The organism is Edaphobacter sp., assembly GCF_035532915.1.
In the GTDB taxonomy this organism is placed as follows: domain Bacteria; phylum Acidobacteriota; class Terriglobia; order Terriglobales; family Acidobacteriaceae; genus Edaphobacter.
The window spans coordinates 20,097-40,977 of sequence record NZ_DATKQC010000453.1; the positions used below are offsets into that span (position 1 = coordinate 20,097).

Consider the following 20,881-nt stretch of genomic DNA (forward strand, 5'->3'; position numbering starts at 1 on the left):
GGGCTGGTGCGCCCATTAGAGCGGTTCTCCTCCGGGTGTAGTCATGTATGCCCGGAAGAAACGCAGATTCCCTTCGGGAATGACAAACAAAAGGAAGCCACGCCTGAGAGGAAATAGCTATAGCTCGGGAGGGCAAGCTATAGGGCGGCAAAAAACAGCAGATCCCCCCGCCTTCGGCGAAGAATGACAAATCAAGATGATGGCAAGCCAATAGCTCGGTCTAGGCTGAGTTTCCCTAGTTGCGAACCTGGGCGAGGAGACGCTTCCAGTTTTTCTGGTTGCGGCGGTAGCTTTTCTTGAGGTCTTCGAGGATGCGCTCGAAGTCGGCATGGCCGCTTAGCTTGCGCCATGCGGGGTTGATGCTGAACCAGGGATAGTTTTCGTTGCCGAGATAGATGGCTCGGCGCAGCCAGTGGAGCGCTTCGGACTCGTCGCCTTCGACGGCGAAGTAGGTGGCGAGGCGGTAGGCCATCTCGCTGTCGGCCTCGGCGGCGGAGAGGGTCTCGTCGACGATGAAAGTGGCGGCCTTTTCGCGTTCGCCTAGTTGCACGTAGCAGAGTGCGATGGTGGGAAAGACGATGCGCAGCGATTGCTCGTCGCGGATGACGTTTTCAAGCGTCTCGATGGCGCGCGGGAGGTCGCCGGTACGCATCTGCTGGTAGCCGAGGGAGATGCGCAGCAGTGGCTGTTTCGGCTCCAGCGTGAGGCCTTTTTGGATTTCGTCGGCTGCGAGTTCCATCTGGTTCTGGTACTGGTAGACGCGGGCGCGGTGGTTGTAGACCATGGCGGCGTTGGAGGGATTCATCCGCAGCGAGGCGTTGAACTGGTCGAGCGCCTCCTCGTACATGCCGTCGATGCGCAAGGTCATTCCGGCCACGAGGCGGACGTTCCAGTCGTTGCCCGCAGTCTGGAGGAGATGCTCGATGCCGTGGCGTGCCGACTCTTTTTCTCCGCGGGAGAGCAGCATGTAGACGCGATAGAGGTTGGCTTCGACCGAGCCGGAGTCGAGCGAGAGCGCCTTGTCGAAGGCGCGGCGAGCCTCGAGGACGTGCATCTGGCCGCCGAGTCCGTTGCGGGCGTATTGGAGATGGGTGATGCCGAGGCCGGACCAGCCGGGAGCGTACTTTTCGTTCTGCTTTACGACCGACTCGAAGAGTGTGCGGGAGCGGTCGAGATCGTCGCGGCTGCCGGTGCGGGTCATGAAGGAGGAGAGGACGGCGCGGGCCTGCAGGTATTCTTCCGAGACGTCTTCGGAGAGCGAGGTGGCGCGATGGCTTTCGTGCGCCTGCTGCTGAAGGTCGCCGAAGCCCTGCAAGGTGCTGAAGACTTCGTTGCAGATCTCCGACTGTACGGAGACAAGATCGAAGGAGCCCACGTTGATGGAGCCACCGGCGCGGACGCTCTGGCTGGGGACGTCGAGGAGCTGCCAGTTGAGGTCGAAGCCCTTGTCGGAACGGAGGAAGTTGCCTGCCAGCACAAAGTGCACGAGCAGCTTTTTGCCGACGCTGAGCGGATCGAGCTGCTGGGTCGAGACGTTCATCAGCGAACTAGACGGGCGAACGACGAGCGAGGGCATGCGCGCGAGGCGAGCGGCGATGGCGTCGGCCAGAGCGTAGCCGTAGAGCGGCGCGACATCGGCTGGGCCGTAGTTGATGAAGGGCAGAACGACGATGGTGTTCTGGGTGCTGACCTCGGCGGGGGTGGACTCGCGGAAGCGCTCGGCGAGCATGGAGAGGAGGCCGGTGGTGCGCTTCTCCTCTTCTGGTGTCTCCTTTTGGCTGTGGTTCTTTCCGCCCTGCGAGGGCAGCAGCGAGACCGACTCGCCGTGGAGCAGGACGGAGTCGAGCTGCATGGCCATCATGATGGTCTTGAGCGCCTCGCGCACGTCGGCGGATGAAGCGAAGCGGGCGGAGGGCTGCTTTTCGAGGCAGCGGAAGATGACGCTCTCGAGCTCGACGGGGAGATGCGGGGCGATCTCGCGGATCGATGGCGGCTCGGCGAACTGGATGGCGCGGATGCTTTGGAAGTCGGGCGCATCGGGGCGGTGGAAGGGGTGGCGTCCGGTGGCGAGCTCGTAGAGGATGAGGCCGAGGGCGAAGATGTCGGACTGGACGCTGGACTGGCCGGTGACGAACTGCTCGGGCGCCATGTAGGCGATGGTGCCGCCGCGAGCGGTGTAGGTGGCTCCGGCGTTGGGCGGGTTGCGCTTGCTGTCGGGACCGGCGGGGTCGAACTCGGCTTTGTCGGGCGTGAGGCGACGGGCGAGACCGAAGTCGAGGATCTTGATGAGGCCGCCATCGGTGAGCATGACGTTGGCGGGCTTGAGGTCGCGATGAAAGATGCCGAGATTGTGCGCGGCGGAGAGACCGTCGGAGATCTGAATGCCTGCCGAGAGGGCAAGCTGGAGGCTGGCCGGGCCTTCGCCGATGACCTTGTCGAGCGACTTGCCGGGGATGTACTGCATGACGATGTAGGCTTCTTCGCCACCGCCGGAGTCTTCCTGGGCGACGCCTACCTCATAGATAGCGCAGACGTTAGGGTGGTCGATGGCCGAGGCGAGGCGGGCTTCGCGAAGCTGTGTGGTCCGCATCTGCTGGACGGTCAAGTTGCCGCGTTTCAGTAGTTTAAGGACTACAGGGCGCTGGAGGAGGGTGTCGTTCGCCAGGTACACGACGCCACTGCCGCCCGCACCGATCTTGCGAACGAATTCGTATTGCTCGATGACGCGTCGCTTCATTCCTCTATTATCGCAAGCTCAGGCGTGGGAAACGTTACGGTGCGGATATACCAGCGGATAGTTTATCTTCCGCATTCAATTTGGTACTGGATTAGTGCTGCGGGCCAGAGCTGCGCTCCCAGGGACGAGGGGTGACGGGGTCATCCTGCCATTTTTTGCGGCGGCCGATGAGGAACATGATGAGGCCGAAGACGAACATGATGAGGCCCCAGGTGAGGTTGAGGTTGATGCCCATCGACTTTTCGTAGATGGCGGCGTTGCCGCGGGTGATGAATCCGTAGACGCTCATCAGGCCGCCTGTGATCAGGAAGATGAGGCCGAGGGGGATGCGGATGTCGAGTCCCATGTGTGCTCCTTGGGGGGTACCTCAGGGGCTAAGCCCCTTCGATGGTGAAACGTTGTGGCGGCACGGCTGAAGCCGTGCCCTTAAGCAGTGCAAATGCAGATCCTCCGCTTCGCGAAGGATGACAACAAAACGAACTACGGACAACAAAAACGAGCTACTGCAAAACCTGCTGGCTGTTTCTCGTCAACAATTCCCCTCGTTCAGATCAGGCGAAGACGAGGTTGAGGACGACGAGGAGAGCGAGGACGCCGACGGCCAGCGTTGCGGGTTTTTCATACCAGCTGAGATGCCCCTCCTCGGGCTTGGGCGTCAGAGAGTAGACCAGGCCGACGAGTTCCGCCTCTTCGCGCGGGCGCGTGGCGAGACTGACGGCGATGGTCACGATGAGGTTGACGGAGAAGGCGAAGATGGCGGTCCAGAAGTTCTGCGCCATGTCGCTGGGATAGTGATGGACGATGGCGATCCATCCGCCGTGCATGCCGGGAACAGCATCGGTGGGGATGGTGAGGCCATGATGCAGCAGCGCGGCGCCGGTGCCTGCGAGCAGGCCGGTGAAGGCTCCGTGGCCGGTGGTGCGCTTCCAGAACATGCCGAGCAGGAAGGTGGCGAAGAGGGGCGCGTTGACGATGGAGAAGACGAGCTGCAGCGCGTCCATGATGTTGTTGAAGTTGGTGACGGCGTAGGCCGCACCGATGGATAAGACGACCCCGCCTATGGTTGCCATGCGACCCATCCAGAGGTAGTGCGCGTCTGTTCCCTTCTTATTGATGTAGGCCTGATAGATATCGTAGGTCCAGACGGTGTTGAAGGCGGTGACGTTACCCGCCATGCCGGACATGAAGCTGGCCAGCAGCGCGGTGAGGCCGAGGCCAAGGATTCCGGTGGGAAAGAAGTGCAGCAGCATGACCGGGATGGCGAGGTCGTAGTTATAGACCGGGTTGCCGTTGGTGTCGAGCACGGGCTTGCCGGTGATGGCGTCCATCTTCTCGGGAATGATGCCGTGGGGATGCTGCTCGTCGAGCGGGAGGGCGTGGCCGTTGGGTGCGTGGGTGACGATGGCCGCAGGTGTGGCCATGTGCGAGGTCACCGTGATGGCGATGAGGCCGGGCAGGATGACGAGGAACGGGAAGAACATCTTGGGGATGGATGCGATGAGCGGGACGCGGCGGGCTGAGACCTCGGAGTCGGCGGCCATGGCGCGCTGGATGACGAGGAAGTCGGTGCACCAATAGCCGAAGCTGAGCACAAAGCCGAGGCCCATGGCGAGGCCGACCCACTCGACGCCGAGGGTGTTGGTGGAGGCGTGGGCCATGCCCTGCCAGGAGTGGGTCATGTTGGACGGCAGGGTGCGCTTGATGCCCTCCCATCCGCCGACGTTGCGCAGGCCGATCCATACCAGGGGCGCGAAGCCTGCGACGATGAGGAAGAATTGCAGCACTTCGTTATAGATAGCGCTGGTGAGGCCACCGAGGAAGATATAGCCGAGAACGATGATCGCGGACAGAATGACGGAGACGTGGAAGACGTATTGGTCGGGGATGATGCCGTGAAAGAGGCCGAGGGTCTGGATGAGCAGCGCCATGGCGTACATCGAGATGCCGGAGCTGAAGATGGTCATGACGGCGAAGGAGAAGGCGTTGACGGCGCGGGTCTTCTCGTCGAAGCGCATGCGCAGGTACTCCGGCACCGACCGCGCCTTGGAGCCATAGTAGAACGGCATCATAAAGACGCCGACGAAGACCATGGCGGGGATGGCGCCGATCCAATAGAACTGGCTGGTGATGATGCCGTATTTGGCACCCGAGGCGCCCATGCCGATGACTTCCTGGGCTCCGAGGTTCGCCGAGATGAAGGCGAGACCGCAGACCCAGGCCGGGATCGAGCGTCCGGCGAGGAAAAAGTCGTTGCTGGTGCGCATGTAGCGCTTGAGGGCAAAGCCGATCCCCAGAACGAAGACGAAATAGACCAGCATGATGAGCCAGTCAATGATGGATAAGGACACGGTGCCCCTTGTTTAATGAATTGGAGGTTCAGGCCAACTCTAAATTGTTGCGGCATGGTGCGTCCAGCGCGGGCGCAGGTAAAACGATTTGGTTGACCGGCTTTGGTTCAAAGAGTGGAGTTAGCGCGGTCTTGGAGTAGGGGTGGAGGATCAAAGAACAGGCAACAGCAAAAGCAAAGGCAAAATACGGGGGTTCCTCGCTGCGCTCAGAATGACAACGATTCTTGAGGGCTCCATCGCATCTACAAAACGGCTCTAATAATATGGAGGCCACGGATAACTTTTAGGTTTTGCCTCGCATCGAAGGACTATCTTGCGGATGCACCGCGAGTTAGTAGACCGGCCAGATATCCGGAACCTTTCTTTTCTCTTGCCCCGGCAAAACGGAGCAAGACCTGATCGACTTTTGTTGGACTTATTCTCCTTGGAGCAGCAGACCCCGAATGACGGTAACCATTCTTCTTATCGATGACAATGCGGTGCAGGCAGCTACCCGGCAGGCGATTTTGCGGCGCGCAGGATACTTTGCGATTGCGGCACTGAACCCCAAGCAGGTGCTGGAACAGTTTCAAGGGACCGGATTCGCCGGGACGATTGATCTGGTCATCACCGACCACATCATGCCGGGCATGAACGGCTCGGAGTTTGTCAGGCAGCTTCGCCGGACGCACCCCACGCTGCCGGTCATGGTCATCAGCGGGCTGGAAGACGCGGAGGCGGAGTACGAAGGGTTGGACGTGCAATTTCGTTTGAAACCACTGGCCCCGGACCATCTTCTGGCCAGCGTAGCCCGGCTTCTACCGGCTGCCTGAGATCCGCTAAAAAACAGTGCGATAAACGACGGCGATTGCCGTTGCGTCCTTCTCCCTGAGAGAATGGTTCATGCATCCGCACCCAATGCCTCAGTTTGGTAGTTTCACGTTGCTGCTGGCTCTGGCGTTGAGCGTCTACACGCTGCTGGCAGGCGCATTCGCCCTTTGGCGGTTTAAGACGACCAAGGCAGAAGACGGCTCCGGACGACTGGGCGAGACAGCACGCCGCGCCGGAATCGCCAGCTTTATTGCGTTGAGTTGCGCTGCATTTGCGTTGGTCTGGGCATCGTTCACCAACGACTACTCTGTCTCGTACATCCTGCACCACACCAACCGGTCGCTGAATCCGGCTTATAAGTTTTCAGCGCTGTGGTCGGGACAGGAAGGCTCGCTGCTGCTATGGGCGTGGCTGCTTTCGGCATATGGGTTTGTGCTGCGCATTCGGCATCGCGTCGATGTGCGGCTGTCGGCGTTTGCTTCGACGATTCTTTCTGCGATCCAGGTCTTCTTTCTGCTGCTGTTGAACTTTGCCGCGCCGCCGTTTGCGATTCAGCCGGGACCGACGGCGCTGGATGGGTTTGGACTCAATCCGCTGCTGCAATATCCCGAGATGGTGATGCATCCACCGCTGCTCTATCTCGGGTACGTCGGGTTCTCGGTTCCGTTTGCGTTTGCCTTGGGCGCGCTGATGATGCGGTATCCGGGTGAAAAGTGGATTCACATTACGCGGCGATGGACGATGGTGACGTGGCTGTTTCTGACCTGCGGCATCTTTATGGGCGCGCACTGGGCCTATAGCGTGCTCGGCTGGGGCGGCTACTGGGGATGGGACCCGGTCGAGAATGCTTCGCTGATGCCGTGGTTGACCGGCACCGCATTTTTGCATTCTGTGATGATGCAGGAGAAGCGCGGCATGATGAAGAGCTGGAATGTGTGGCTCATCTTCTCGACGTTTATGCTGACGATTCTGGGGACACTGCTGACGCGGTCAGGAATTGTCAGTTCGGTACACGCGTTCGCGCAGTCGGATATCGGCAACTGGTTTTACGGCTTCATCGTGATTGTCTTTGCCGTCTGCCTGTTTACGTTCTTCAAGCAGAAGGACCACCTCAAGTCGGAGAACAAGCTGGAATCGCTGGTGTCGCGCGAGTCGAGCTTCCTCTTCAATAATCTGGTGCTGCTGGCGGCCTGCTTTACCGTTCTGTGGGGAACGCTCTTCCCGATCCTGTCGGAGTATGTGACGGGCTCGAAGGTCACGGTGAGCGCGCCGTTCTACAACCGCGTCAACATTCCCGTGGGTCTCTTTCTCTTATTCCTTACTGGGATCGGTCCGTTGCTGGCTTGGCGATCCACTTCGCTGCGGTCCATCCGGCGTAATTTTATTCTGCCGTGCGTCGCCTTTGTGGTTGCGCTGGTTGTTCTGATGGCCGCCGGTGTGCGTCCCTGGAACGCGGGCGATGCGATGCAGGCGACCATCTTCTCGCTGATCACGTTCTCGCTTGCGGCTGGCGTGGTCACAGCGATCACCTCCGAGTTTCTGCGCGGGGCCTTCGTGGTGCGCACGCAGACGGGCAAAAACTTGGCCGCTTCGACCGTTCTGCTGGTGCGGCGGAATACTCGCCGTTATGGCGGCTACCTGGTTCACTTCGGCATTGTGGTGTTGTTTATTGGAATTGCCGGCGGGGCCTTCAACCAATATCACGAGCAGGAGATGAGCTTTGGCGACTCGGTGACGATGGGGCCGTACAAGCTGGTGTGCCAGAGCTTTACTCAGGAGAGCAAGCCGAACTACGACACGGAGTATGCCCTGCTCGATGTTTATGAGCATGGCAAAAAGATCACGCAGCTTGCACCGGAGAAGCGTTTTTATCTTGCGAGCCAGACCTCTTCCACGATGGTCGCGCTGCACTCGACGCTTGAGAGCGATCTCTATGTGATCTACGAGGGAAAGAATCCCGATACGGACCGGCCCATTATCAAGGTGTTCCTCAATCCTCTGATGAACTGGATCTGGATCGGCGTGGCGATTGTCGTCTTCGGTACGTTGCTCGCGCTGGTGCCAAGTTTGAAGAAGAGTGCGCGGTCACAGGCGGCTTTGGAAGCGGCGGTAGCCGAAGCTGAGGTTCATCATGTCGCTTAAGCGGTGGATGCAGAGTCTGGCGGTATGTTTTCTGGCAGTGGTTATGCTGGGGGCAGCCGATGGCGGTGCGCGCTTCAACCGGCTGGGCCACAACATGATGTGCGCCTGTAGCTGTGGACAAATTTTGCTTGAGTGCAACCACGTCAGTTGCCCGAGTTCGGGTCCGATGATCACAGAGCTGCACGCGCAGTTGGCGGGTGGCGGCGACGACAAGTCCATCATGAGCTGGTTTGCGGCGAAGTATGGCGCGACCATACTGGCTGCTCCTCTACGTGGAGGTTTTGACGATGTGGCATGGATCATGCCCTACGCCGTCTTCATTCTCGCCATACTGGGTACGGGAATTCTGATCTATTTTTGGAAGCGGCGGTCGCTGCTCAATGCGCCACCAGCGAGCGCCACTGGCAGCTTCGATGAGGACAAAGAGGCGATGCGCGAGCGCATTCGCCGGGAGACGGAATACTGATGGGCGCTATAGCTGGTCTCGTACTGACGGTCGCAATCTTTTTGTTTATCTTCTGGCCGGAACGGAACCCGTTCTTTCAGGCCGACAAGACCCGGGTCGACTATCTGCGCGAGCGCAAGGACGCGATCTATGACAATCTTCGCGATTTGAACTTCGAGTATCTTGCCGGAAAGTATCCGGAGCAGGACTATACCGAGCAACGGACGGGGCTTGAGGACGAGGCGGCACGCGTGATCGCCGAGATCGACCGCTTGAACGCCCGAGGCGAAGTTGGCCGCCGCAGCCGGGCATAGAAAGGAACGACGCGGTCTCGGCCACTTGTGGTCACTTTGACGTAAACTTGTTGCGTGATCCTTTCCTCATTAAACTTACGACGTGTTGCGGGAATTGCTACGCTGCTTGTGGCGTTTACCGGTTTTGCCTTCGCTGAGTCCATCACCGGGACTGTCATTAACAAGACGACGAACAAGCCTGCCGTCGGCGACGATGTTGTGCTGATCCAGCTCGCCCAGGGAATGCAGGAGGCGGCCCGGACGAAGTCCGACGCGCATGGCCGATTTACCCTGAATGTTCCTGACTCGGGAATGCACCTCGTCCGCGTGACGCACGACAAGGCGGCGTACTTTCGCCCTGCGCCTCCGGGCACGCAGTCGGTCGAGGTCGAGGTCTACAACGCTGCGGCAAAGGTGGCCGGAGTGACCGGCGAGGCCGACGTGATGCGCGTGCAGACCGACGCCAGCGGAAAGAAGCTGGACGTGGTCGAGAACTTCTTCATCAAGAATGGATCGAACCCGCCGAAGACGCAGTTCAGTGCGCGATCGTTCGAGTTCTATCTGCCTGCGGGAGCAGTGGTGGAAAGTTCGGCTGCGCTGGCTCCGGGAAGCATGCCGGTCAAGGCGGCCCCCATGCCGCTGGGCGACCCCAACCACTATGCCTTTATCTTTCCCCTGCGGCCGGGCGAGACGCGGTTTCAGATTACCTACAGCCTGCCGTATAGCGGGAGCTTCAAGTTCGTGCCGCGAGTGACGATGCCGACGGATACCGTCGCGATCATCATGCCGAAGAACATGACCTTCGCGGCGGGGCCGTCGACGGCGTACTCGCCTGTGACCGAGGAGACGACGGCGCAGACGTATGTGGCGCGCAATGTGGCTCCCTCGCAGGTGCTCGACTTTACGCTCTCGGGCAGCGGCCAGCTTCCGAGAGATTCGGGCACCGCGGCTACATCCGGCGACTCGGGCCAACCGGCTTCCGGCACCGAATCCGCCGCAGCGGCAGACACGCGGCCCGGCGGCGGTTTGGGAAATCCGCTCGATCCCACTGGAAACGACGATCCCTGGGCGAAGTACAAGTGGTGGGTACTCGGCGGCCTGGGACTTGCGATGGCCGCTGGTGCCGGCATCATGCTGAAGGGAACGCCGGCAAAGCCTGCTTATGCAGGGTCTGCTCCGGCTGCTCCTACGGGGACGAATGGCTCTCTTGCCGCATTGAAGGAAGAGTTGTTTGCGATCGAGACGGAGAAGTTGCAAGGGCGGCTCACCGATGCTGAATATGTTGAGCAGAAGTCGGCTCTGGAGGTCGTGCTGCGCCGTGCGCTGCAGCGAAGCGAACCCGCTGTCGTTGCGTCTAAGATTGACGGGCCTGTTTTGTAGGGGGCTGACCAATGAATACGTTCAAATCGACGCTTCTGCTCGTGGTCCTTACACTGTTTCTACTGTTTGTGGGAGAGCGGATCGGCGGACGCAATGGCATGGTGCTGGCGTTTGTACTATCGGTCGCTTTTAACTTTGGAACCTATTTCTACTCGGACAAGCTGGCGCTGGCCATGTACCGAGCGCAGCCCGTGACGCGCGCCGAATTGCCCCGCGCTTACGAAGTGGTAGAGCGGTTGACGGCGAAGCAGGGATTGCCTATGCCGAAGATCTATATGCTGCCCACGGAATCGCCCAATGCGTTTGCGACCGGGCGGAACCCGCAACATGCATCAGTGGCGGTGACGCACGGCATTCTGGAGCTGCTGGACGATGAAGAGTTGGAAGGCGTGTTGGCGCACGAGCTTGGCCATGTGAAGAATCGCGACATCCTCACCAGCTCGATCGCAGCGACGCTGGCGGGAGCGATTACGATGATCGCGCGCATGGGCTATTGGGCTTCCCTCTTCGGCGGCTACGGTGGCGGCCGCGATAGCCGGGAACGCAGCGGTGGGTTGAGCAGCCTGTTTATGCTGATTCTCGCGCCGATTGCAGCTACGTTGATTCAACTGGCGATCTCGCGCTCGCGTGAGTACGAGGCTGACGCTACCGGTGCCAAGGTAACGGGAAATCCTTATGCGCTGGCACGAGCGCTGCAAAAGCTGGATGATTATTCGAAGCGGATTCCCATGCAGGCTTCGCCTTCGACGGCGCACCTGTTTATCGTGGCACCGCTACTGGGTGGTGGCGGATTCGGACAACTCTTTTCAACGCATCCGCCTATCCCCGAGAGGATTCGCCGATTGATCGGACGGGACCACGTTTAATGATTGAGAAGATTCTAAGAGCTTTGCGAATGTTGGCGATGGTCGCCTGGGTAGGCGGCCTTATTTTCTTCGCCTTCGTGGTTGCACCGGTAGCGTTCGAGCGATTGGCGAGCGCGCACGAGGCTGGCCTGGTGGTTGGGGGGACGCTGCGCATCCTGCATTGGATTGGGATAATTGGCGGCGTCGTCTTCTGCCTGTCGACGGGGATTTTATGGCTGCGGGCCGAGGTTCCGGCGCGAGCAGGATTTGCCGTGGAGATGGCACTGACCATCGTGATGCTCGCAATTACGGCTTACTCGCAGTTCAGCATTCTTCCTGCGATGGAGGTAGACCGCGTGCAGGCAGGCGGTCAGATTGAAGTTGCGGCGATGACGGATCCAGCACGACAGGACTTCGAGCGGCTCCATAGTTTGTCGGAACGACTTGAAGGTTTTGTGCTTCTTTGCGGGCTCGGCGTGGTGCTGTTTCTCACGCGAGAGTCTCAGTGGCCTGAGACGGGTAAAATCAAGCTGATATGAAAATTGAAATTACCCCCTTCGACTCGGCAAAGGACGGCGACGCGATGCAGCTTCGCCTTACTCGCTCATGATGCCGAAGCTATGGTTGAGCCTTGGGCTCGGGTTGGTGGCGGGGTTAGCGGACTATCTCGGCGGAATCCTGCTGGTTCAGCGCTCCCCTTCTTCCAAAGCGTTGCGCTATTTCGTCGCGCTGGGTGCGGGCTTTATGCTGGCCGCGGCGCTGCTGGAGATGGTGCCGGAAGGAATGGCGGTCAACGCGAAGTGGGCCCCTGCGTTAATTTTGATCGGCTACTGTGGCGTGCACCTGCTGGAACATTCGCTCGTTCCACATTTTCATTTTGGTGAAGAGACACATCATCACGAGTTTCTTTCGGCGAAGACCAGCTACTCTGTACTGTTGGGGCTTGCGACGCACACGTTCTTCGATGGGGTGGCAATTGGATCGGGCTTCGTCGTGTCGGATTGGCTGGGCTGGATGCTCTTCTTCGCGGTGTTTCTGCATAAGCTGCCTGAAGGGTTCACCGTAGCCAGCGTGATGATGGCGGGGGGACAAGGGCGGCGGGCAGCGCTGAACTCTGCTTTGTTTCTGGGAGCAACCACCGTGCTAGGCGTTCTGGTTATTAATCTGGAACCCGCGCTGGTGCGCGCCGGATTACCGCTTTCGGCTGGAGTAACCATTTATGTGGCGGCCACCGATCTGGTGCCAGAAGTCAATCGCGAACCGGGAATCAAGATGGCGCTGGTCTTTTTTGCGGGCGTGGTGGGATTCTATTTACTGCGAATGCTGGCACCGGGATAGCGCAGCAATCACGTTCTATTCCGGTTTCGTCCGCGCCGCGGCTTGCTCTTTGGCATCCATCCAGCCTCGTAGAATGACGACGGCCGCAACTTGATCGATCACATATTTACGATCCCGCTGGCCATATTCCGCCTCGTTGAGAATCTCATGCGCGGCAACTGAACTTAGTCGCTCATCCCAAAGTTGAACCGGAAGCGCGGAGCGTTTGCGCAACTCGTCGGCGAACTCGTGCACCTTCGCCGCCCAAGGACTGACATCGCCCGACATGTGCAGAGGATTTCCAACCACGATCTCTACGACCTCATGCTTGCGGATCAGACGCAACAGGCTTCGAAAGTCTTCGCCACGGGTCTTGCGCCAAAGTGTCAGCAACGGCTGCGCGGTGTAGCCCAATTCATCCGTGAGAGCTACGCCAACGCGAACCTTCCCAACATCGAGCGCCATAACTCGTCCAGTGGCCATGTATTCAGTCTACCGCTGAGGCACCTGTCTTCCTGACCAAGTGCCTCAGCAGCAGGCGATTATTCCTTCAGATTGATCAACGGCATGAAGTTCTGCATATCAAACGGCACGGAGGTATGGTCTGCCACGGTCAGCCATTTCTCGTTGCGCTTTTCAAAACACATCGTTAGCCGAATGCGCATATCCACCGGTGTGCCGTCTTTCTTCTTGCCGACGATGTGGCTGAAGCCATTTACAAACGCGACCGAATCGCCTGCTACGATCGACAGCTTCTCCGGCTCGCTTTTCAGTGGCCCACTAAATGTGGTGAACCATCCTGCCATGGCTGCGATATAAGCTTGCTTGCCATGGTTCCATAGAGGAGGCGCAAGGCTTGCAACAGCCACGTCGTCCGCATAGGCAACTGCCAGCCCCGCGGCGTCGCCGCGGCCAAACGCGGCATACCAAGCGTCGATCAGGCCGCGAATTGTCTTTTTTTTCTGCATGATTTACTGCCATCGCTTCCCTCCCCCTACATTGGTTTTGGATAAATGATCGACCACAGCACACCGAACTTATCGCGTAGCTGCCCGAAACGCGCTGCGAAGAATGTTTCTGAGATCGGCATCGTAACTTCGCCGCCCTCTGCAAGAATCTTCCAGGTCTTGTCTGCACTCTCTGTTGAGTCGAGCGTGAGATACAAGTACGAGCTACGGATGGGCTGGAAGTAATTTGGCGGAACATCGTTGCCGATCAGTTCCACGCCTGCGATATCCATGCGGGCATGGATCACTGCATCTTCCATGCCCGGCGGTGCCTTCTATTGTGGGGGCAGCTGATTCTGCTTCATCATCGCCGTGATCTTTCCGCCAAGATGCTTCTCGTAAAACAGAAATGCCTCTTCGCAGTTTCCGCCAACATTCAGATGCGCGTAGAGCTTCATGACTTTCATCCCTTCCCTTATCGGTGAAATTGATGCAGGCAGAGTTATTCCCGTTCAGCTCCCGGCATTCCGACCATCCACGCTACGCCGAACTTGTCAGTACACATGCCGAACAGCGGTGACCAGAACGTCGGCGACATAGGCATTTGAACGCTGCCGCCCTCCTGGAGCGCGTGATAGATGTGCTTTACTTCGGCTTCGTCTTTCGACTCTACTGAAACCTGAAAGCCACCCATCGGTGTCGAGCGTCCTTTTGGTGCATCGCAGCCCATCAGCAATCCATCACCCAGCGGAATCGACGTGTGCATCACTTTGTCTTTCCAATCCGGATCAACAGGCATTCCTACGGGTGCCTCGCTGTACTTCATCGTGAAAGCATTCTTTGCACCGAAGACCTTCTTGTAGAAATCAAACGCTTCGGCGCAATTTCCTTGAAAATTCAAGTGCACGTTCATCTTCATGGCTCTTCTCCTTTTGTGCTAACTCATACTGGGGTGAACTGTCGGACGGCTTACTGTGTCTTCAGCAACTGTGCAAGCTTCTCCAGGCTCTGGCTCCAACCTTCCTTCATTCCCCTCAGGAACATCGGAGCTACATCCGTCATGCTCATCACATGTACGTCCAGAGTGAGCTCAGTTCCTCCATCCTTCTCTTCGAGGAACACTGAGTTCCAATTTTCAAAGATCGCGTTGCCATCTTTGTCGAGCGGCGTTACCGTAAAGTGCATGCGATATGGCGCATAAAACTCGACCACCCGGCCTGACATTGGATAGACCGTTCCGTCGGGCGCCTTCATCTCGATGTAGATTTTTCCGCCGCCTTTGCCTTCGAACTCGCAGCGTGGAATGGTAAAACCCTTGGGTGCCCACCACTCAGAGAGCATCTCAGGCTTTGTCCACGCAGCGAATACAAGATCGCGCGGCGCTTTAAAGAACCGGCGCAGATGCAGCTCCGTTGGCACGTCGTTCGCATCGGGTACGCGCCCCGGCTGCTCAGCTGCCAGAAACTCCGCGAACTTATCAAATGCGCTATTCCAGCCGCCGGTGTGTCCGTCGCATGCGCTGGCGCTCAGGAATGGACCTTGTGTGAATGTCATCACGGTCTTGCCGCCTTTTTCTTCGAGCAGCACCGTAATCGTGTTTTCCTCAAAGTCCATGTTGCTCAAACCCAGATCGGCAGGTACATCCCACGCGAAGGAGAACACCAACAGCTCTGGCGGTTTCACTTCGCGAATGATGCCATGCTGCTTCAACTGAACTGGAGCGCCCGTTGCCGGTACAAAGCCCTCCATGGTTCGTCGCCATGTTGCGCCGGGCGTCTTCGGCATATCGAGCTCGGTTGTCGTGAAGCCACGAGGCCCCATCCATTGCATCTGCATCGCAGGATCAGTCCATGCCTTCCATACCAGCTCACGGGGTGCGTCGAAGACGCGTGTAATCTTCAACTCGTAGTCCTTGAAAGGCTCCAATCCATTCTGTCCCTGCGTCATCGCTGCTGTGCTCATGCTGTTACTCCTTTCGTTGCAAGAAATTTCGTTAGACGTTCAAACAGGTCGCGAGCACCCTGAACCGATCCATAGGTGCGCACGTTCTCGTCACGCAGCTCGCGGCTGCCAAACTGATTGCGGAGAGTCAGACGAGTGCCGTCGCCCTCGTCCTGCCATGTCATCGTCTTGTGCATGTATACCGGCTCGGCACCTTCTTTGCTGCCGACCAAATCAAGCTCGACGCGTTCGTTGGGAACGATGACGGTGAACGTCATCTCGTTGGGATAGTTGCTGCCATCCGGGCCATGCATCACAATGCGCCACTTACCTCCCGGCCGCAGATCCATTTCGAGGACGGTGGTGCTGAAGCCATGCGGGCCCCACCACTCAACCACCTGCTTCGGGTCGGCGAAGGCCTGGTAGACCAAGGGGCGAGGTGCGTCGAACACTCGCGTCGACACAATGGTGCGCTCATCTTCCTGTAGCTCCGGCAATACTTCCAGTAGGTTATGCATTATGATTTTCCATTTTTCGCTGAAGTTTTTCGCCTGGACTGTTTGCGGCCTGCCTCGTCAGCTTGCAACTGTTGCAGATACGCATCGAGGCGGTCGAAGCTCTCTTCCCAGAATTTCCTGTACTCGTCGATCCATGCAGCCGCTGTCTTGAGCGCCGCCGGATTAAGACGGGCCGGTCTGGTCTGGGCATCTCGTCCACGATCGATAAGTCCGGCTTTTTCGAGCACCTTGAGATGCTTGGAGATCGCGGGCATCGACATCTCGAACGGCCTGGCCAACTCCGTTACCGAGGTTTCGCCAAGTGAGAGCCTCGCCAGAATGGCGCGTCTCGTCGGATCGGCCAGTGCTGCAAATGTCATGTCTAAATTTGCTTCGTTCATTGTTCGGCCCATGTTCGATACATTTCACCTATTGGTTATATAACCGATAGGTGAAATATAGGACCCACATTCCGATTTGTCAACCACCTGGATAATTTTTTTTGCGCTTTGCGTTCTTCGTCCTATGGGTCTGACAGCACGATTCCCACACGGCCCGAAGCAGGAGGCCAGGTTTTGATTCCGTTCTTCTCACCGAACAACCACTCGTGAGAGAAACGTTCCTCCGCTATCTCGCTTAAGAGTTTGCCAGCGGCTTTAGGTTGCCCAGAACCGTAGGAATCAACTCAGACACTGTCGGATGGATATGCATGGCGTGTTGCAGCGTCGTGTAGTCCTGGTTCGCGTACATCGTGTCCAGAATGCAATGAATGGCTTCGTCGCCGCCGGTCCCGAGAATGGAAGCTCCTACAATTTTTTTGCTTTCAGCATCGACTAGAATTTTCATGAATCCGAACGTCTCGCCTTTCTCGATGGCCCTTCCCACCTGCGTCATCGGACGAGTTCCCATCAGCGCAGGTCGGCCTGACTGGCGCACTTCCCTCTCGGTCATGCCAATCTGGCCCAGCGGCGGATCAATATAAAGCGCGTGCGCCTGGATGCGATCCGTTACCCGTCGAGACGCACCATCTAAAAGATTAGCGGCAACGATCTCAAAATCGTTATAAGACGTATGCGTGAATGCACCTCTGCCATTGCAGTCGCCGAGTGCATAGATTCCCTGCACATTCGTCCGAAGCTGATCGTCTACGACAATGTAACCGTTCCTATCGAGCAATACTCCCGCCTGCTCAAGTCCAAGGTCGTCTGTATTCGGTTCTCGGCCAACGGCGAGCAGTACATGTGTTCCAATAATCTCCGGCTCTCCAGACTCGCAGTTCACATGGACAGCAATGTCTTCACCGGATCTGCGAAAGGCAATACATTCGGCATCAAGCCTAAAATCTATTCCTTCAGCCTCGAGAACACCCTTGATCGCATCTGAGACGTCTTCGTCCTCGTGCGCAACCAACCTGGCTCCTTTCTCAATTACTGTGACCTCGCTGCCGAAGCGGCGGTACATCTGGGCAAATTCAAGACCGATATAGCTTCCGCCCACGACGACCAGATGACGCGGCAGTGTCTCCAATTCAAGCAGAGTGGAGTTCGTGAGACACGATACATTTTCCACGCCAGGCATCGGCGGTATGCGAGCGCGCCCGCCTACGTTGATGAAAATGCGCTCAGCCGTCAAGGTCTCTGATCCCGCCTGTACCTCCCGTGCAGAGAGAAATCGCGCCTGCTCGTGAAAGACCGTACATCGTTCCATCCCTCTCAGATTCGCTTCTACACTAGATCGTGATTTTCCGGAGATCAGGTTCTTGCGTGCCATCACAGCAGGCATGTCCACCGTGATCGTACTACCTACTCGAACTCCGAAGTCCGCGGCTCTTCGTACCACGCGGGCGGCCTGAGCACTGGCAATCATGGTTTTGGTGGGGATGCATCCTGTATTGACGCAGGTACCGCCGAAGAGCTTGCGTTCTAACAACGCTACTCGCTGGCCTGCCTGGGTGAGTCGCGCAGCGAGTGGCGGCCCCGCTTGTCCTGCTCCGATAATGATTGAATCGAATTCCCTACTCATCAAATACCCCATACGGTAAAACTTCATCGTCGGAACGGTTTCCAAATCTGACCACAGCTTTGCGGCGTCACGTTTTATTTAACAACCTTGGAATCGCAATTAGATGTTTGCATCACGCCCTCGTTGACATAACCTGTTGACTCATCGTTTCTGGCATGAACGGATCTGGCCACCTTAAGCATCGTTTCCAGCGAGCTTTGATACAGACCGAGTGGGGTTTAGCACACGCGTTCCATCGGGATCGCAAGAAGCTTTGCTAGTTTACTAAGTTTTGTTGAGAGATGCCCAAGGCCAATGGCGCAGTGGTGCGCGGGGCCTTGCTCGTTCCACGCTTTCACAAATCCAAGTGCGCCGATCGGAAAGCGGTAGTGGCTGTTTGTGTTGCCTATGCGTAGCACTTCGCCGGGAACACTCTCCCCCTCGGCAACCAGCATCTTGAAGCCGTACTTTGCATCTTCCACAACGGAAAGTAAAGTTACTGGACCGAGTTTCACACTCATCTCCACCGATAGTCCGCTGCCGGCTTTGCCGTGAAACTGCTCGAGGGGCCGTACTTTGGTCTTATTCTCCGCAATCGCCAGGTGACCAGGTCCATCATGGCCCATGAGGACATGATCCAATTCGAGGTCAAGGGCGTAATACTCGGAGAACGATCCACCTGCTCCCAGACAATCCAAAATCTTCATCGCGAGTACGTTCTTCACCTCATACTCGCCTGCCACCGGAATGCCGCGAGCAGTCAACAGCGACGTACCGAGGATGATCGAACTCATGGTGTCTTCATTTTGCGGTACCCCTCTGCCAGAGGCATAGTAGGCCAGCGATTGTAGATCATGCGTCTCAACGAGGCGGTCCAGTCCAACCGAGGTGCGTGCCGCACGCGCCAGTTCCGTTTGGGCACAATCGGATTGTATTTCGAAGTGGTTTCGAAAATCCTCGATGCGCGAGGCAATTTCACGTTCGCCGACCTCTGCACACAGCGCGGTCAGTTCGTCCACCTCCAGATGTTCCATGTGACTACCGAAAGTAATCGACACCTGAGTTAGATCGGTCATGATATCGAGCATGCCGCTGTAGTATTGCCCCATCAGTCCCAGCCGATTCTCGGCAAGTGCCTTCTTGACGCGGGCGGCCTCGATCCACTCGCCGATCTCCGCCCAAGTCGCCTCGTCGCCAAGTACGCCAGTTACCTGGTAAAAGGGCAAGCCGGCACGCAGCATTACGTTGGCGATCTCCGGCACCGGACAGGCAGAACAGAAGGCCAGCCACTCGCCTGTCATGGCGGTTCGATTGGGCAGCCGGTTGAACCGCTCATAATCGATCGCCTCCTCCGGTTGCAGGTTCAGCACTAACACAGGCGTTTTGGCACGCTGCACCATTGGCAATACAGTGCTGGAGAGAGCATAGGTGGTGACGTAGATGACCAGCAGGTCGACGTCAGCACGGCGACAAGCCTTCCCTGCCTCCCGCCCGCGCTGTGCCGAATCCACCATCCCTAACTCCTCGACTTGCACATCCATCTTTCCCAGCCGCTCAGCCACTTGGCGGACATAGCCCTCCAGGCGCGAACGCAATCCTTCAAACTGGGGCCAGTATGCTTCCAATCCGATCCCGCATAAGCCCACGTGTAATTGGCGATCCGCCATTGATAACTATCTCCTTCGGTCATCTTACGCGCCCCCGCGTGTCTACTATTCAGTGATTACAGCGATCTCATTTGGCTCTAATTGAATGGTTCCGCCAGGTAGTTCGCGCATAGCTGGAGGTATCCGAGAAATCACATTGGGCCTCTTGATTTGTCAGAGATTCGTACGTGGATGTAGGCTGTGCCAGCCAATTGTCTTACCTTCGATCCCCACTTTCTCGAGTGCGGGGCAGATGATCTTTTTGAGCAAGGGTTCGTTGCCAAACAATGACGGAAGCGTTCGGTCCGAAGGGTGGACCTCAAAACGGCACAGGAACTTCTGCGCCACGCGAACTCACGGATCATCCTCGATGTATACACGCGAGCGATCTCCGCGACGAAGCGCGAGGCCAACAATCGAGTCAAGGAGATGGAGTTTGAAGCGGGAAAGAAGAGATTTTCAGCACCCCCTTCAGCACCCTCGTGGGGGAAAAATGGGCAATAAAAAAGGTACGGATCGCTCCAGCACCCTCGTCAGCACCCCTCGCCCCACGCAGCCTAAGATTATGACCTTGTCATCCTGGGCGACGGGACCGGAGCGACGCTTGCCCCATGGACATTCGCTGGTCAAGGACAGCGCGTTGCTGTAATTGAGCGAAAGTACATAGGCGGCTCATGCCCGAACATCGCCTGTCTCCCCAAGCAAGAACATTGTTCAGAGTTCGAGAGTTGCGTCCTACTTCCGCCGAGGTAAAGAGTTCGGTGCCATGACAGATACCTCCCATATCGACATGCTGGCGGTGCGGGACCGGAAGCGCACGATGGTATCGGGATTGAATGATATGTATCTCGAGAACTTCAGGCAGACCGGGGCAGAGTTCATTCTTGGATCAGGACGCTTCGTAGGGTCCAAGACTCTGGAAGTCACGCTTGCAGACGGGGTAACTCGCCGAGTCCGCGGGGCCAATGTGATTGTCAGCACGGGTACGCGGGCTGCTTCGGAACCAATTCCGGGCCTATCTGATGCACAACCACTGACACACATCGAGGCACTCGAACTGGATGTGGTCCCGAGGCACCTCATTGTGATTGGTGGAGGCTATGTAGGACTGGAACTGTCGCAGGCGATGAGCCGGTTCGGTAGCAAGGTTACCGTTATTGATCAAAATGACCGCTTGCTCCACCTGGAAGATGATGATGTGACCAGTGGTCTTGCCAGTTTGTTCATTCACGAAGGCATTGACACAGTTCTGAATGCAAGAGTGAAGAATATCTCTGGTAGATCGGGCACTGCGGTGACAGTTGTTGTTGACCAAGGGGGAAGAGAAAAGACTCTCGTGGGCACTCACCTGCTTGTGGCGACAGGGCGACGTCCAAACACAGAAAATATAGGACTCGAGTTGGCAGTGGATTGCCCGATGTTTTGTACCAGTGAAGAGTTAGTGTAGCGCATTGACCTCTGAGTTCAGATCGATGCGGGGTATGGCAGCAGGGGGAGCCGGGAGCGTAGCGACTGGCTCCCCCTGCTGGCAG

At 57.7% G+C, this 20,881-nt stretch carries 22 protein-coding genes; 9 read left to right on the forward strand and 13 right to left on the reverse strand.

The annotated features are described in order from the left end of the window. Positions 1-235: 235 nt before the first annotated feature. From VMU57_RS21190 to VMU57_RS21200, 3 genes are all read right to left on the reverse strand, one after another. On the reverse strand, positions 236-2,737 hold the full coding sequence (locus VMU57_RS21190) for a protein kinase domain-containing protein (RefSeq protein WP_325387084.1): 2,502 nt from the start codon (positions 2,735-2,737) through the stop codon (positions 236-238). Between the two features lie 91 nt (positions 2,738-2,828). Continuing rightward, complete coding sequence (locus tag VMU57_RS21195) at positions 2,829-3,083, reverse strand: hypothetical protein (RefSeq protein ID WP_325387086.1); 255 nt, start codon at positions 3,081-3,083, stop codon at positions 2,829-2,831. Between the two features lie 205 nt (positions 3,084-3,288). After that, positions 3,289-5,085 (reverse strand): sodium:solute symporter family protein, encoded by a 1,797-nt coding sequence (locus VMU57_RS21200; RefSeq protein WP_325387088.1) that lies wholly within the window; start codon positions 5,083-5,085, stop codon positions 3,289-3,291. A 443-nt stretch (positions 5,086-5,528) separates the two neighbouring features. On the opposite strand from VMU57_RS21200, the gene VMU57_RS21205 reads away from it, so the two are divergent. From VMU57_RS21205 to VMU57_RS21240, 8 genes are all read left to right on the forward strand, one after another. After that, positions 5,529-5,897: a response regulator gene (locus VMU57_RS21205; protein WP_325387090.1), complete on the forward strand. Its 369-nt coding sequence runs from the start codon at positions 5,529-5,531 to the stop codon at positions 5,895-5,897. A 70-nt stretch (positions 5,898-5,967) separates the two neighbouring features. Beyond that, positions 5,968-8,037 (forward strand): heme lyase CcmF/NrfE family subunit, encoded by a 2,070-nt coding sequence (locus tag VMU57_RS21210; RefSeq protein WP_325387092.1) that lies wholly within the window; start codon positions 5,968-5,970, stop codon positions 8,035-8,037. Next, entirely contained in the window at positions 8,027-8,503 is a 477-nt protein-coding gene (locus VMU57_RS21215) for a cytochrome c-type biogenesis protein (protein ID WP_325387094.1), read from the forward strand. The genes VMU57_RS21210 and VMU57_RS21215 overlap by 11 nt, the downstream gene beginning before the upstream one ends. Continuing rightward, positions 8,503-8,796 (forward strand): hypothetical protein, encoded by a 294-nt coding sequence (locus VMU57_RS21220; protein ID WP_325387096.1) that lies wholly within the window; start codon positions 8,503-8,505, stop codon positions 8,794-8,796. The genes VMU57_RS21215 and VMU57_RS21220 overlap by 1 nt, the downstream gene beginning before the upstream one ends. 108 nt (positions 8,797-8,904) lie before the next feature. Beyond that, complete coding sequence (locus VMU57_RS21225; protein WP_325387098.1) at positions 8,905-10,155, forward strand: carboxypeptidase regulatory-like domain-containing protein; 1,251 nt, start codon at positions 8,905-8,907, stop codon at positions 10,153-10,155. An 11-nt stretch (positions 10,156-10,166) separates the two neighbouring features. Next, positions 10,167-11,021 (forward strand): zinc metalloprotease HtpX, encoded by an 855-nt coding sequence (locus VMU57_RS21230; RefSeq protein WP_325387100.1) that lies wholly within the window; start codon positions 10,167-10,169, stop codon positions 11,019-11,021. 29 nt (positions 11,022-11,050) lie between these two features. Beyond that, positions 11,051-11,539 (forward strand): DUF4149 domain-containing protein, encoded by a 489-nt coding sequence (locus tag VMU57_RS21235; protein ID WP_325387102.1) that lies wholly within the window; start codon positions 11,051-11,053, stop codon positions 11,537-11,539. A gap of 85 nt (positions 11,540-11,624) precedes the next feature. Continuing rightward, complete coding sequence (locus VMU57_RS21240; RefSeq protein ID WP_325387104.1) at positions 11,625-12,338, forward strand: ZIP family metal transporter; 714 nt, start codon at positions 11,625-11,627, stop codon at positions 12,336-12,338. A 15-nt stretch (positions 12,339-12,353) separates the two neighbouring features. Here VMU57_RS21240 and ruvX read toward each other — a convergent pair whose 3' ends face one another. The 10 genes from ruvX to VMU57_RS21290 form a co-directional block, all read right to left on the reverse strand. Then, positions 12,354-12,800 (reverse strand): Holliday junction resolvase RuvX, encoded by a 447-nt coding sequence (gene ruvX, locus VMU57_RS21245; RefSeq protein WP_325387106.1) that lies wholly within the window; start codon positions 12,798-12,800, stop codon positions 12,354-12,356. 59 nt (positions 12,801-12,859) lie between these two features. Next, entirely contained in the window at positions 12,860-13,285 is a 426-nt protein-coding gene (locus tag VMU57_RS21250; RefSeq protein WP_325387108.1) for an SgcJ/EcaC family oxidoreductase, read from the reverse strand. A gap of 26 nt (positions 13,286-13,311) precedes the next feature. Beyond that, positions 13,312-13,584, reverse strand: a complete 273-nt coding sequence (locus VMU57_RS21255; RefSeq protein ID WP_325387109.1) for a VOC family protein — start codon at positions 13,582-13,584, stop codon at positions 13,312-13,314. A gap of 15 nt (positions 13,585-13,599) precedes the next feature. Further along, complete coding sequence (locus VMU57_RS21260; RefSeq protein WP_325387111.1) at positions 13,600-13,731, reverse strand: hypothetical protein; 132 nt, start codon at positions 13,729-13,731, stop codon at positions 13,600-13,602. 35 nt (positions 13,732-13,766) lie between these two features. Next, complete coding sequence (locus VMU57_RS21265; protein WP_325387113.1) at positions 13,767-14,183, reverse strand: VOC family protein; 417 nt, start codon at positions 14,181-14,183, stop codon at positions 13,767-13,769. A gap of 50 nt (positions 14,184-14,233) precedes the next feature. After that, a complete protein-coding gene (locus VMU57_RS21270) occupies positions 14,234-15,226 on the reverse strand; it encodes an SRPBCC domain-containing protein (protein ID WP_325387115.1) in 993 nt (330 codons plus the stop codon). Beyond that, positions 15,223-15,723, reverse strand: coding sequence for an SRPBCC domain-containing protein (locus tag VMU57_RS21275; RefSeq protein ID WP_325387116.1), 501 nt, complete (start codon positions 15,721-15,723; stop codon positions 15,223-15,225). Before VMU57_RS21275 ends, VMU57_RS21270 begins: the two co-directional genes overlap by 4 nt. Further along, positions 15,723-16,082: a metalloregulator ArsR/SmtB family transcription factor gene (locus tag VMU57_RS21280; protein ID WP_325387117.1), complete on the reverse strand. Its 360-nt coding sequence runs from the start codon at positions 16,080-16,082 to the stop codon at positions 15,723-15,725. Before VMU57_RS21280 ends, VMU57_RS21275 begins: the two co-directional genes overlap by 1 nt. A 256-nt stretch (positions 16,083-16,338) precedes the next feature. Next, the gene (locus VMU57_RS21285) at positions 16,339-17,724 is read right to left on the reverse strand and encodes an FAD-containing oxidoreductase (RefSeq protein ID WP_325387119.1); all 1,386 of its coding nucleotides are present in this window, start codon (positions 17,722-17,724) and stop codon (positions 16,339-16,341) included. A gap of 218 nt (positions 17,725-17,942) precedes the next feature. Continuing rightward, positions 17,943-19,370 (reverse strand): L-arabinose isomerase family protein, encoded by a 1,428-nt coding sequence (locus VMU57_RS21290; RefSeq protein WP_325387120.1) that lies wholly within the window; start codon positions 19,368-19,370, stop codon positions 17,943-17,945. A 745-nt stretch (positions 19,371-20,115) separates the two neighbouring features. Here VMU57_RS21290 and VMU57_RS21295 point away from each other — a divergent pair. Further along, positions 20,116-20,796: an FAD-dependent oxidoreductase gene (locus VMU57_RS21295; RefSeq protein WP_325387122.1), complete on the forward strand. Its 681-nt coding sequence runs from the start codon at positions 20,116-20,118 to the stop codon at positions 20,794-20,796. Positions 20,797-20,881 lie beyond the last annotated feature (85 nt).

What these genes read in the sequence shown, in the direction of transcription:
- VMU57_RS21190 (WP_325387084.1), bottom strand. Translation starts at nt 2,737, where the DNA reads ATGAAGCGACGCGTCATCGAGCAATACGAATTCGTTCGCAAGATCGGT.
- VMU57_RS21195 (WP_325387086.1), bottom strand. Translation starts at nt 3,083, where the DNA reads ATGGGACTCGACATCCGCATCCCCCTCGGCCTCATCTTCCTGATCACA.
- VMU57_RS21205 (WP_325387090.1), top strand. Translation starts at nt 5,529, where the DNA reads ATGACGGTAACCATTCTTCTTATCGATGACAATGCGGTGCAGGCAGCT.
- VMU57_RS21210 (WP_325387092.1), top strand. Translation starts at nt 5,968, where the DNA reads ATGCATCCGCACCCAATGCCTCAGTTTGGTAGTTTCACGTTGCTGCTG.
- VMU57_RS21215 (WP_325387094.1), top strand. Translation starts at nt 8,027, where the DNA reads ATGTCGCTTAAGCGGTGGATGCAGAGTCTGGCGGTATGTTTTCTGGCA.
- VMU57_RS21220 (WP_325387096.1), top strand. Translation starts at nt 8,503, where the DNA reads ATGGGCGCTATAGCTGGTCTCGTACTGACGGTCGCAATCTTTTTGTTT.
- VMU57_RS21230 (WP_325387100.1), top strand. Translation starts at nt 10,167, where the DNA reads ATGAATACGTTCAAATCGACGCTTCTGCTCGTGGTCCTTACACTGTTT.
- VMU57_RS21235 (WP_325387102.1), top strand. Translation starts at nt 11,051, where the DNA reads ATGTTGGCGATGGTCGCCTGGGTAGGCGGCCTTATTTTCTTCGCCTTC.
- ruvX (WP_325387106.1), bottom strand. Translation starts at nt 12,800, where the DNA reads ATGGCCACTGGACGAGTTATGGCGCTCGATGTTGGGAAGGTTCGCGTT.
- VMU57_RS21250 (WP_325387108.1), bottom strand. Translation starts at nt 13,285, where the DNA reads ATGCAGAAAAAAAAGACAATTCGCGGCCTGATCGACGCTTGGTATGCC.
- VMU57_RS21255 (WP_325387109.1), bottom strand. Translation starts at nt 13,584, where the DNA reads ATGGAAGATGCAGTGATCCATGCCCGCATGGATATCGCAGGCGTGGAA.
- VMU57_RS21260 (WP_325387111.1), bottom strand. Translation starts at nt 13,731, where the DNA reads ATGAAAGTCATGAAGCTCTACGCGCATCTGAATGTTGGCGGAAACTGC.
- VMU57_RS21265 (WP_325387113.1), bottom strand. Translation starts at nt 14,183, where the DNA reads ATGAAGATGAACGTGCACTTGAATTTTCAAGGAAATTGCGCCGAAGCG.
- VMU57_RS21270 (WP_325387115.1), bottom strand. Translation starts at nt 15,226, where the DNA reads ATGAGCACAGCAGCGATGACGCAGGGACAGAATGGATTGGAGCCTTTC.
- VMU57_RS21275 (WP_325387116.1), bottom strand. Translation starts at nt 15,723, where the DNA reads ATGCATAACCTACTGGAAGTATTGCCGGAGCTACAGGAAGATGAGCGC.
- VMU57_RS21280 (WP_325387117.1), bottom strand. Translation starts at nt 16,082, where the DNA reads ATGACATTTGCAGCACTGGCCGATCCGACGAGACGCGCCATTCTGGCG.
- VMU57_RS21285 (WP_325387119.1), bottom strand. Translation starts at nt 17,724, where the DNA reads ATGAGTAGGGAATTCGATTCAATCATTATCGGAGCAGGACAAGCGGGG.
- VMU57_RS21290 (WP_325387120.1), bottom strand. Translation starts at nt 19,370, where the DNA reads ATGGCGGATCGCCAATTACACGTGGGCTTATGCGGGATCGGATTGGAA.
- VMU57_RS21295 (WP_325387122.1), top strand. Translation starts at nt 20,116, where the DNA reads ATGACAGATACCTCCCATATCGACATGCTGGCGGTGCGGGACCGGAAG.